Raw genomic sequence first — 11,417 nt, 5'->3', positions numbered from 1 at the left:
ACAGCCTCTTTCAATCAATAAAGGGTTCCGGCGAGCATGCCGACATGTTCTGCAATGGGACCAAGTGCCAATGCTGGGAAGTATTGCAGCCCGCCCAGTATGATGATGATGGCGACCAGCAGGCCGACGAAAAGCGGCGTATGGGTGGGGAATGTGCCGGCCGACGCTGTGCCTTTTGTCTTTGCGGCGAGAGAACCGGCAATGGCGAGGACGGGAACCGCATAGGCGAAGCGGCCAAGCGCCATGGAAATACCGAGCGTGGTATTATACCAGGCGGTATTGGCCGAAAGCCCTGCAAATGCCGAGCCGTTATTGCCAGCCGCCGACGTATAGGCATAGAGGATTTCTGACAGACCATGCGGTCCGGCATTGCCAAGCGAGGCCAGCGCATTGGGGAGTACGGCAGCAATCGCCGAAAATCCCAGGATGGCAAAGGGCAGGACCAGTACGGCCAGCATGGCAAATTTCATTTCCCGGGCTTCGATCTTCTTGCCCAGGAATTCCGGCGTGCGCCCGACCATCAGGCCAGCGACGAAGACAGTCAGCACACAAAAGACGATCAGCCCGTAAAGGCCGGAGCCGACGCCACCGGGAAGGATTTCGCCAAGCTGGATCAGGAACAGTGGCACCAGGCCGCCAAGCGGGGTGAGGGAGCCATGCATGGTATTGACGCCACCGTTGGAAATACCTGTGGTGATCGCCGTATAAGCCGCACTCATTGCCTGGCCAAAGCGGACTTCCTTGCCCTCCATATTGCCGAGTGAAGGATCGAGCCCAAGTGCCAGATGGATGGGGTTGCCTGCGGTTTCAGCGATGTAGACGGCGGCGATGCCTGATATCAGCAGCACGGCAACACTGGCAATCAGCGCCCAGCCTTGGCGCAGGTCGCCGACCATTTTGCCGAAGGCATAGATCAGCGCCATGGTGATCGACATCATCGCGAGAATATTGAGGTAATCGCTGATGGCCGAGGGGTTTTCAAACGGATGTGCCGCATTGGCATTGAAAAAACCGCCGCCATTGGTGCCAAGCTGCTTGATGGCTTCCTGGCTGGCAATCGGGCCAAGAGCGATGGTCTGCTGGGCGCCGTCCAGTGTCGTGGCCGTCACAGATGCATCGAGGGTTTGAGGAATGCCCATCCAGACGAAAACCAGGGCCAGCACAATCGACATTGGCAGCAGCAGATACAGCGTCGAGCGGGTCATATCGACCCAGAAATTGCCGAGTGTGTTGGCAGCCGAGCGGGCAAAGGCCCGGGTGACGGCCAGCGCGATGGCAATACCGGTGGCCGCCGACAGGAAGTTCTGGACCGCAAGGCCGGCCATCTGCGAGAAATGGCTGGCGGACTGTTCGCCGGAATAGGCCTGCCAATTGGTATTGGTGACGAAGCTGATTGCGGTATTGAAGGCCAGATCGGGTGTCATGCCAGCAAAACCCTGCGGATTGTAGGGCAAATAGGCCTGAAGCCGCAAAATGCCATAAAGCGCCAGAAAGCCAGCGGCATTGAAGGCGAGCATGGCAACCGTATAGGCTAGCCAGCCTTGTTCGCGGCGCGCATCAACGCCGGATATGCGCAGGAGCAGCCGCTCAAGAGGGCCTAGAATGGGAGAGAGAAACGTCCGCTGCCCCTCGAACACGCAGGCGATGTAAAGCCCAAGCGGTTTGATGGTGAGGAAGACGAGAGCGAGCAGCAAGCCGATTTGCAGCCAACCGTTGGAAGACATGATGTTCTCCGGAAAGAGGGATTGCGTCCCACGCCATCGTCGCTACGAGTATGAAGCGACGCGATGCGGGACGTCTGATGCTTGGCAGGAAAGAGAGCTGTCCGATGTCTGAAAAGACAAACGCGGCAAGAATGGCCGAAGCGGGTGTCGCTTCAGAAACGTTCGGGCCTGATCAGCGTGATCAGCAGGTACACGCAGATGAACAGGGCGGCGGCAAGACCGAGCAGAGGTTCGAACATGGTCGCCTCACAAACTGTTTAAGGCGCGGGCATAGACCGCGAGAGCCACGAAGCTCCCCAGTCCGATGGCGATGAATAGCAAGTCAGTCACATTGTGCTCCTGTCTATGGTCAGACATGCACAATCCACCCGAATGACATTAAATCTCCATAGGGAATGCGGTGGCGGGAGATAAGGATTTTATAAAGATGTTGTGCAAAGGAGAGCGTTTCCGGGAACAGGTTTGAATGACTCCGGCTCCATGCCGCTACCGGCTATGCCACAGAACCGCCGCTTCGCCAGCGAGTTGCCGCGCCTTTGCCAGTGTCTCGACATCGGAGGCAGGGGGCGTTTTCCCAAGGTATCGATCCGGTGCATGGAAAGCGATCTCGGCTTCCGTGCTGGCAATTCCGGCAGCACGGCGCGTGAGAGCGATCTGCGCCGCGTCGCCGCGTTCGGCGGCTTCACGGTAAGCGCGATTGGCCTCCAGCGCCCGGGCTGCCAGCTCTGACAGGGACGGCGCTTTTTCAGGCCAGACGAGGAAGGTGACAATGATTGCCGCGAGACTTCCGATGATATTGTCGAGCATTCGAGCCGATGCAATGCCAGCGCCTGGATGCAACATGTCCATGGTGAGAACGAACAGCATGGTCAGCACGGTGACGAACAGCGTATAGCTGACGGAGCGCAGGGCAATGGTTGCTGCGGCGAGGGGAATGATGATGGCGGTAAGCAGCCCTGATGCCGGTATGCTGGTCAGAAGCGCCAGCGCCAAGGCGCTGCCCACAACCGACCCGATGATACGCTCCAGCGCCCGGCTCCAGCTCATCCGCCGGTCCGGCTGCAAAACCACGACCACGGCCATGGCAGCCCAATAGGGATAGTTCAAGGCCAGCAGATGGGCGACGACGGTGACAACCGTCACCCCCACGGCGCTGCGAACCGCGCCACGCAGAAAATGCTGTCGCTGCCGGGCCTGTGCCATCTTGTCCAAAACGGCCTGTTCTGGTCCCGCCGTTTCAATAACGTCTGGTGCTGCTTGCCATTGGAGTGCTGTTGCAATGCTCCGCACCGCGCCCGCGACGGCGTCATGGCGGTCCGAAATGCTCTGCTCCAGCACTGAAAGCCGATTTTGCAGCTCCGTCATTGGCTCCGTATGCAGGGTGAGATTTTGGGCAGCCGCAATCAGGCTTGGCCGAATAACCTCGGCGCAAAGCTGGCCGATATCTGCCTGACGCTCGGATGAACGCAGATGGTCAAGCGCCAGAAGCGCGTGAAAAATATCGTCCGCCGCCAAAAGCGCGATATGGAGGGCGGTCTTGTCGCTCTGCTCCGAGGGACGAGCTGCGCGGGCAAGGTGAGACCGCGCGCGCTCCATCGCATTGCGCACAGCACGCCGATGCTGGCTGCTTTTGAAGGTCCAGGCTTGCATGGCTGCGGGCTGAGATATGGTGTCGAGCTCAAGCGTCATATCGGCCAGCCGGGCGTAAACGGCGGAAATGGCGCGCCGTGCTGGGCGCCAGGCATCTGTTGGCCACAGGACAGTCAGCACCAGCGCGGCCCAGGCGCTGCCAGCCAGAAACGAACAGGCGAGCAGTGCCGCTTGCGGTGCCGTGTGAGGATAACCCGCCGCCACAACGCCAACCACGCCAAGGAGTGTGGCGACAAGCGGCACGACAGGCCAGCGCAGCGGCAGCAATGCGGTCAAACCGACGAGAATTGAGCCGGCGGCAAGCCCTGCTATGGACCCGAAACCCGCAAGCCAGGATGCGAGGAAAGCCGTGAGGCTGCCCAGCAGCGCGAAGGTCGCCAGCATCCGCCGTTGGAACCGTTTTTCGCCGCCGGTATCGGCAAGGCAGGTCCAGAAAGCCGCAAAAATCGACCAGCCAAATTGGCTTTGCCCTGCCGCGACGATGAGGACGGGAACGCCGACGATAAAGGCCGAGCGCAGGCCATCGATGATGTCGAGATGTTCAGGCGTCAACCCGATTGCACGCAGTTCCAGCCAGCGCGCAATGCGGCGAACCCAATGTCCTGAAGGGCGGCGTGATTTGTCAGTATCTGATGTCATCGCCAAGCCAAGGACAGTTTTCACGATTTTTAGTCGCCCCGTTTAACATTTCTGATAGCATTTCCAAATGCATGCTGATGGAAAATTCTATCAAAGACAGGCGCCCGATACCTCAGGCGAGTTTGCATGACTCATGTGTCGAAGACTGATGTCTGCTGCACCGCGCAAATCCGGTCTGGCTGCCGTGTTCAGAGGTTTTGCTTGCGTTGTGAAGGTGAATCTCGTTTTGGTTGCGTTTCAGGTTTGTTGACCTTAGCTGTTTTCATCCCACCCTGCCTAAGGTCATCCAGGTTGCACGGGGCCTGATATAACTCTATCTCTTGGCTTTCGCTGCCATCCGGCAGCCGATTAAACAGCCCTGTTGGGCATCCTTAATGTCTCGAAAGCAATGCCATGCCGTCAAGCCAGCCCCGCCACGAACCGACATTCGATCATGGCGAAAGACACCCGCTGTCCATTCTGAAGCGGGTCTATGGCTATCCGGCCTTTCGCGGCAAGCAGGCCGAGGTGGTTCAGCAGGTTGTGGCTGGCGGTGATGCGGTCGTGCTGTTTCCGACCGGTGCTGGCAAATCCCTGTGCTTCCAGATCCCGGCTCTGTGCCGCGATGGAGTCGGCGTTGTCGTTTCGCCGCTGATTGCGTTGATGCGCGACCAGGTGGAGGCGTTGAAGCAGGTGGGTGTGCGGGCGGCGGCGTTGAATTCGTCTTTGTCGCGGGAGGAGTTTGTCGAGGTGCGGCGCGCCATTGCAGATGGCACGCTCGATCTACTGTATGTCACGCCGGAGCGGATCGTCACGCCTGCCTTCAAGGATGTGATAGGCTCTGCGAAAATTGCGTTGTTTGCCATAGACGAGGCCCATTGTGTCTCTCAATGGGGCCATGATTTCCGCCCGGAATATCGTGAACTGGGCAAGTTTGCCGAGGCCTATCCCGGCGTGCCGCGCATGGCGCTGACGGCGACTGCCGATCCCCATACGCGCGATGACATTATCGACAAGCTCGGCCTGCAATCGGCCAAGGTGTTTACCACCTCCTTCGACCGTCCGAATATCGCCTATGAAATCGTCGAGCGCGACCAGCCGCGCCAGCAGCTGCTGCGGTTTCTTGCCCGCCATGAAGGCGAGAGCGGCATTGTCTATTGCCTGTCGCGTGCTAAGGTGGAGGAAACGGCGGAATGGCTCAACACGCAAGGGGTGAGGTCACTCGCCTATCATGCGGGCATGGACCGGGTGTTGCGTGATGCCAATCAGGATGCGTTCCTGAAGGAGGAAAACCTTTGCCTTGTCGCAACCGTTGCCTTCGGCATGGGCATCGACAAGCCGAATGTGCGCTATGTGGCGCATCTTGATCTGCCTGGTTCCGTCGAGGCCTATTACCAGGAAACCGGGCGGGCCGGGCGTGATGGGCTGCCGTCGGATGTGTGGATGGCCTATGGCATGGCCGATGTCATCCAGCGCGGACGGATGATCGATGGCGGCACCTCGGCTGAGGAGGTCAAGCGGGTCGAGCGGGCCAAGCTGAATGCGCTGCTGGCAATCTGCGAAACCCCCGGCTGTCGCCGCCAGGCAATTCTGGCGCATTTCGGCGAAGTGCATCCCGGTTCCTGTGGCAATTGCGACACCTGCCTGAAGCCGGTGGAAACCTGGGACGGAACCGATGCGGCCATCAAGGCGCTGGCGGCAATCTACCGGACGGGGGAGCGTTTCGGCACCGGCCATCTTATCGATGTGCTGCTGGGGAATGAAAATGACAAGACGGTCCGTTTCGGTCACGTTGATATGCCGGTTTTCGGTGCGGGCAAGGATCTGCCATTGAAAACCTGGCAATCGGTGTTCCGGCAATTGCTGGCCGCCGGTCTGATCCGGGTTGATCATGACGCTTTCGGCGCATTGAAACTGGAACCGGATGCCCGCGCCGTCTTCAAGCGGGAGCGTGAAGTGCGGTTCCGCAAGGACCGCCCGACCAAGGGCAAGGCAGCACGCACTGCCTCGCCCGCCGCCGCAAAGGCGAAATCGGCGCTGGAGGGGGCCGATATGGAATTGTTTGAGGCGCTCAGGGCGGCGCGAATGGCGATTGCCAAGGAAATTGCCCTGCCGCCTTATATGATTTTCCCGGATACGACGCTGATTGCCTTTGCAACGGAAAGGCCTGATAGCCGGGAGGCGCTGCTGGGTATTTCTGGCGTCGGCCAATCAAAGCTGGAACGCTATGGCGATGCTTTCCTGGAGGTTATCCAGGCGCATGAGCGATGATGAGAGGCACGGATCATGAATGAACAGGAAGACCTCGCCTCTGTTCTCCCCATCGAGGAGACGATTGACTGCGATTGCGCCATTGTCGGTGCAGGGCCTGCCGGGCTGATGCTCGGCCTGTTGCTCGCCCGCGCCGGGGTGAATGTCACGGTAGTTGAAAAGCACGGCGATTTCCTGCGCGATTTTCGCGGCGACACACTTCACCCCTCCACACTGGAAGTGATGCATGAACTTGGCCTGCTGGAAGATTTGTTGAAGCTGCCGCATGTGCAGGCACCGACTTTGCATGCGGAAATCGGCGGACGCGATGTGACGATGGCTGATTTCTCCCGGTTGCCGACCCGCTGCCGCTTCATTGCCTTCATGCCGCAATGGGATTTTCTCGATTTCCTAGCCCGGGAAGCTGGGAAATACGCCAATTTTCGGCTGTTGATGAATGCCAGGGTAGAGACATTGCTGGAGGGGCCCACTGGGGTGATGGGTTTGACGGCTTCCACCCCGCAAGGGTCGGTGATGCTGCGATCCCGGCTGGTGGTCGGTGCCGATGGCCGTCATTCCGTCACCCGCGCCAAGGCGGGGCTGGAGGTCGAAAGTTTTGGCAGTCCAAGCGATGTGCTGTGGTTCAAGCTGTCGCATCAGCCGCAAGACCCGCCCTATACAATGGGCCATGGCGGCCCAAGACAGGGTTTCGTGATGATTGATCGAGGCGACTATTGGCAATGCGGCTATATCGTCCGCAAAGGCAGTTTCGATACGGTCAAAGCCAAGGGGATCGACGCCTTCCGTCAAGCCGTGGCTTTGGTTTCGCCGCTACCGCCGGAGCGGGTGGAGGAAGTCACCTCCTTTGACGATCTCTATCTTCTCAGCATCCGTATCGACCGCCTGAAACGCTGGTGGAAGCCGGGGCTGATCTGCATTGGCGATGCGGCCCATGCCATGTCGCCGATTGGTGGTGTTGGCGTCAACCTGGCCATTCAGGATGCCGTGGCCGCGGCAAACCGGCTGGCAAAACCTTTGCTATCAGGTGCGCCGTTGGACACTCATCTCGCCGCCATCGAGAAACGACGACTGTTTCCAACCAAGGCGACGCAGAAACTGCAACTGATGATGCGCCGCAAGCCGAAGGCCGAGGATGAGACGGTCGCGAACGAAGCACCGGCCAAGCCCTCCGGCCCGCCCGCATTCCTGAAGACCATTGCCCGCTGGCCGTTGCTTGCCCATATTGCCGGGCGGCTGATCGGCCTTGGCTTCAGGCCGGAACATGTCCGGCCTTTGAAATAGAGCATTTTCTATCCGGCGCGGCCGGCAGCATAGCGGCTGAGTGCCAGATCGGCATTGTCGATCTCGGTCTGGCGGCCACTGACGATGTCGCTGAGCAAACGGCCTGAACCGCAGCTCATCGTCCAGCCCAGCGTGCCGTGGCCGCTGTTGATATAGAGATTGCTGATGCCGGTTGCGCCGATCACTGGCGTGCCATCCGGCGTCATTGGGCGAAGTCCGGACCAGAAATCGGCCCGCGCCATATCGCCGCCGGGAAACAGGTCGGTGACGGAATGTTCGAGTGTGCGGCGACGTGCGGCACCCAGATCATTGGTATAGCCGGAAATTTCCGCCATGCCGCCCACCCGGATCCGGTCGCCCAATCGGGTGATGGCGATCTTATAGGTCTCATCCATCACGGTGGATTCGGGTGATTTCGACGGATCGACAATCGGGATGGTCAGCGAATAGCCCTTGACCGGATAGACTGGCAGCGTAATGCCGAGCGGCTTCAGCAGCAGCGGCGAATAGCTGCCGAGTGCCACGACATAGGCGTCGGCGGTTTCGGTTCCCCTGTCGGTGACAACGCCGGTGACCTTGTCTCCCGATACCACCAACCGCTCTATGCTGCGGCCATAGTCGAACACCACGCCAAGCGATGCGGCCTTTTCAGCGAGCTGGTTGGTGAATTTGAAACAGTCGCCGGTCTCGTCCTTCGGCGTCAGCAAGCCGCCGACGATTTTGTGGCGGGCTGCCGCCAAGGCCGGCTCGACCCGGATGCAGGCTTCGCGGTCCAGCACTTCATAGGGAATACCGTCTGCCGCCAGTGCTTTCACATCTTTCGCCGAGGCATCCAGCTGCGCCTGAGTGCGAAACAGCTGTAAAGTCCCCTGCATGCGCTGGTCGTAGTCGATATTGGTCTCGGTGCGCAGCTGCGCCAGTGCAATCCGGCTGTAATCGGCCAGCCGCAGCATCCGGCTTTTGTTGATCGCGTAGCGCCCGGAGGTGCAGTTGGAGAGCATTCTCAACATCCAACCCAGCATGGCGGCATCGATTTTGGGCCGCAGGATCAGCGGGGCATGTTCCATGAACAGCCATTTCAATGCCTTCTGCGGAATGCCCGGTGCCGCCCACGGCGAGCAATAGCCGAAGGACACTTCGCCTGCATTGGCAAAGCTGGTTTCCAGGGCCGGACCCGTCTGCCGGTCGATGACCGTGACCTCGTGGCCAGCTTTGGCGAGATAGTAAGCACTGGTGACCCCGATAACGCCCGCGCCCAGAATGGTAACTTTCATGTCGTTCCCCAATTTTTTATGCTGAAATATAGTCGCGGTGATAGCGGTGACCAAGGCTGGTCAGGATTTCATAGGCGATGGTGCCCGCCGCTTGCGCCACATCCTCCAGGCTCTGATGCGGACCAATCATCTCCACCAGACTTCCCAGCGTCAACATGCCGGGCGGCAAGTCCGAAATATCGAGTGTCATGCTGTCCATCGACACCCGCCCGACAATCGGCAAACGGATGTCGCCATAATAAGCGGCACCCCGGTCGCTCAAGCAACGCGGCAGGCCATCAGCATAACCGATGGCGATGGTGGCCAGCCGGGTTTCCTTGGTGGCCACATAGGTCGCGCCGTAGCCCACGCAGGCCCCGGCTGGTACCGTTCGTGTCTGGATGACTTTCGCATCGACCCGCACCACCGGCTTCATACGGCTTCCCGCCAGATCGCTGGGCACCGCACCGTAAAGGGCAACGCCGGGGCGCACCAACGCGCCGTGAAACTGCTTGTCGATAAAGATGCCGCCTGAATTGGAAAAGCACAAGGCAATGCCTGGAAATTGCGCCAATCGCCCGCGCATGACAGCAAATTGCGCGGCATTCTGGGTGCTGGCGCTGTCATCGGCTGAGGCGAGATGGCTCATGATATAGCGGATGGAAAGGCCGGACAACAGGGCGGGGTCGCCAGCGAGAACATTGGCTTCTTCTGGTGAAAAGCCGAGCCGCGACATGCCGGTATCAAATTGCAGGATCGCGGGCAGGGGCCGTCCAAACTGGCTTGCCATTTTCGACCATTTGGCAAGCTGGTCCAAGGAATTCAGCACCGGTATGAAGCCGTTTGCTGCGGCAAAGGGTTCTGCGCCCGGCTGTAAACCATTGAGAATGAATAGTTCGGCATCCCCAGGCAAATGCTGCCTCAGCGCGGCTGCTTCCTGCACATGCGCCACGAAGAATTTCCGGCATCCAGCCCGGTAGAGCGCGGGGCCGACGCGGGCGGCTCCAAGGCCATAGGCATCGGCCTTGACAACAGCGGAGGTTTCCGCCGGGGCGGCTTCAGCGGCCAGTTGGCGGTAATTGTCGGCAAGCGCGTCGAGGTCGATCACGAGGCGGGCGGAAAACGCATCGGCATTCAGATCCTGGCTGATAGACATGTCCATAACTGCACCCCGTTTTTTCTCCGATGATATTGAAAGATTCGCGAAATTTCCGGGCGGGTTATCGGCCACTCTTGTGCTTTGTGAATTTCTGCGCAATTTTATGCGAAGAAAACGAGGATTGTTGCGTGAGTGGTATCGACGCCATCGACCGGGCCATTATGCGCCAATTGCAGCTGAATGCGCGCATCAGCAATGCCAGTCTGGCGGCGGCTGTCGGGCTTTCCGCCTCAGCCTGCCTGCGGCGTGTCGCGCTGCTTGAAAAGCAGGGTTATATCAGCGGCTATACCGCCATTCTCGGCAAGTCTGATAAGGACGATGGTATTGCCGTCATCATCAACATCACACTGGACCGGCAGACCGAGGACCATCTCAACCGCTTTGAGGCGGCGATCCGGAAATATCCGGAAATCCAGGAATGTTTCCTGATGACCGGCGGATCGGATTACCTCTTGAAACTGGAAGTCGAAAGCGCCCATGATTTTGAACGAATCCACAAGGAAATCCTGGCCAAACTGCCGGGCGTAGCGCGCATCCACTCCAGCTTTTCCATTCGCAATGTACTGAAAACCCGCCATGCCAAGCCGAAATCGTGAGGAATTCATTCCCGCTTGTCATTTTGGCTTTTGGTAGACCATAATACGGGTGAATTGCCTGCTCTTGATGAGTGGTCTGGTTGCCGGGAAGGCTTGAGGGAATGACAGAGACCATAAAAGTGGAGCGCCCGTCCAAGACGCTCAGGGAACTGGCGCTTGAAAAAGTCCGCGACGCGATCATCAGCGGCTATTTCAAGCCGGGCGACCGGCTGGTCGAGCGTGATCTCTGCGCGCAGCTTGGGGTTAGCCGAACGGTGGTGCGCGAAGTGCTGCGGCACCTGGAGTCCGAGGGTCTGGTCAGCAATCCCCAAAGCAAGGGGCCGATGGTGGCGCTGCTAGACGTTGATGAAGCCCGGCAGATCTATGAAATCCGTGCGGCTTTGGAAGGCATGGCGGCGCGGCTTTGTGCGGAGAGGGGTGATCCGGCTATTGTGACTGGCTTGTCAGACGCGCTGGACGCGATCAAGGACAGTTATGCTCGCCAGGACATGGCTGATGTCTTGAAGGAAACGACGCGATTTTACGAGACCTTGTTTACCCGGATTGATAGGCAGGTCGCCTGGGGCGTGGTGCGGCAAATGACCGTGCGGATCAACCATTTGCGTTCTATGACCATCAAGACCGATGGCCGGGCGACGGAGGGACCAGCCCAGATGCAACGGATTGTCGAGGCGATCCGCAATGGCGATGGACCAGCCGCCGAACAGGCGGCAATTGATCATGTTCAGCGCGCCTCCTCTATTGCCGTCGCGGTGCTTGCGCAGCAGGCCCGATCCGCCGTTGAGGTCGAATAGGTATATTCCTTAAAAGAAAAAATAATTCCTGCTCGACAAGTCGCTTGACTCTGAAATAGCTTGGCATACCA

General features: G+C 59.2%; 9 protein-coding genes. 4 read left to right on the top strand and 5 right to left on the bottom strand.

Features of this window, described 5'->3' with window-relative positions; all coding sequences use genetic code 11:
* Positions 1-14: 14 nt before the first annotated feature.
* From kdpA to H1Y61_RS21365, 3 genes are all read right to left on the bottom strand, one after another.
* On the bottom strand, positions 15-1,724 hold the full coding sequence (gene kdpA, locus H1Y61_RS21375) for a potassium-transporting ATPase subunit KdpA (protein WP_180574752.1): 1,710 nt from the start codon (positions 1,722-1,724) through the stop codon (positions 15-17).
* Positions 1,725-1,876: 152 nt separating this feature from the next.
* Positions 1,877-1,963, bottom strand: a complete 87-nt coding sequence (locus tag H1Y61_RS27110; RefSeq protein ID WP_070148480.1) for a potassium-transporting ATPase subunit F — start codon at positions 1,961-1,963, stop codon at positions 1,877-1,879.
* A gap of 247 nt (positions 1,964-2,210) precedes the next feature.
* Positions 2,211-4,013 (bottom strand): FUSC family protein, encoded by a 1,803-nt coding sequence (locus H1Y61_RS21365; RefSeq protein WP_180574751.1) that lies wholly within the window; start codon positions 4,011-4,013, stop codon positions 2,211-2,213.
* A 393-nt stretch (positions 4,014-4,406) separates the two neighbouring features.
* On the opposite strand from H1Y61_RS21365, the gene recQ reads away from it, so the two are divergent.
* Positions 4,407-6,263 (top strand): DNA helicase RecQ, encoded by a 1,857-nt coding sequence (gene recQ, locus H1Y61_RS21360; protein WP_180574750.1) that lies wholly within the window; start codon positions 4,407-4,409, stop codon positions 6,261-6,263.
* Positions 6,264-6,278: 15 nt separating this feature from the next.
* The gene (locus tag H1Y61_RS21355; RefSeq protein WP_180574749.1) at positions 6,279-7,544 is read left to right on the top strand and encodes an FAD-dependent oxidoreductase; all 1,266 of its coding nucleotides are present in this window, start codon (positions 6,279-6,281) and stop codon (positions 7,542-7,544) included.
* A gap of 8 nt (positions 7,545-7,552) precedes the next feature.
* On the opposite strand, the gene H1Y61_RS21350 is transcribed toward H1Y61_RS21355, so the two are convergent.
* Complete coding sequence (locus H1Y61_RS21350; RefSeq protein ID WP_180574748.1) at positions 7,553-8,818, bottom strand: D-amino acid dehydrogenase; 1,266 nt, start codon at positions 8,816-8,818, stop codon at positions 7,553-7,555.
* A gap of 16 nt (positions 8,819-8,834) precedes the next feature.
* The gene (alr, locus tag H1Y61_RS21345) at positions 8,835-9,959 is read right to left on the bottom strand and encodes an alanine racemase (RefSeq protein ID WP_180574747.1); all 1,125 of its coding nucleotides are present in this window, start codon (positions 9,957-9,959) and stop codon (positions 8,835-8,837) included.
* A 125-nt stretch (positions 9,960-10,084) separates the two neighbouring features.
* On the opposite strand from alr, the gene H1Y61_RS21340 reads away from it, so the two are divergent.
* Complete coding sequence (locus H1Y61_RS21340) at positions 10,085-10,552, top strand: Lrp/AsnC family transcriptional regulator (RefSeq protein ID WP_081363393.1); 468 nt, start codon at positions 10,085-10,087, stop codon at positions 10,550-10,552.
* Between the two features lie 101 nt (positions 10,553-10,653).
* Positions 10,654-11,346: a GntR family transcriptional regulator gene (locus H1Y61_RS21335; RefSeq protein WP_180574746.1), complete on the top strand. Its 693-nt coding sequence runs from the start codon at positions 10,654-10,656 to the stop codon at positions 11,344-11,346.
* Positions 11,347-11,417: the final 71 nt, after the last annotated feature.

The organism is Agrobacterium vitis, assembly GCF_013426735.1.
GTDB lineage: Bacteria > Pseudomonadota > Alphaproteobacteria > Rhizobiales > Rhizobiaceae > Allorhizobium > Allorhizobium vitis_D.
This window is presented reverse-complemented; position numbering and strand designations above follow the sequence as displayed.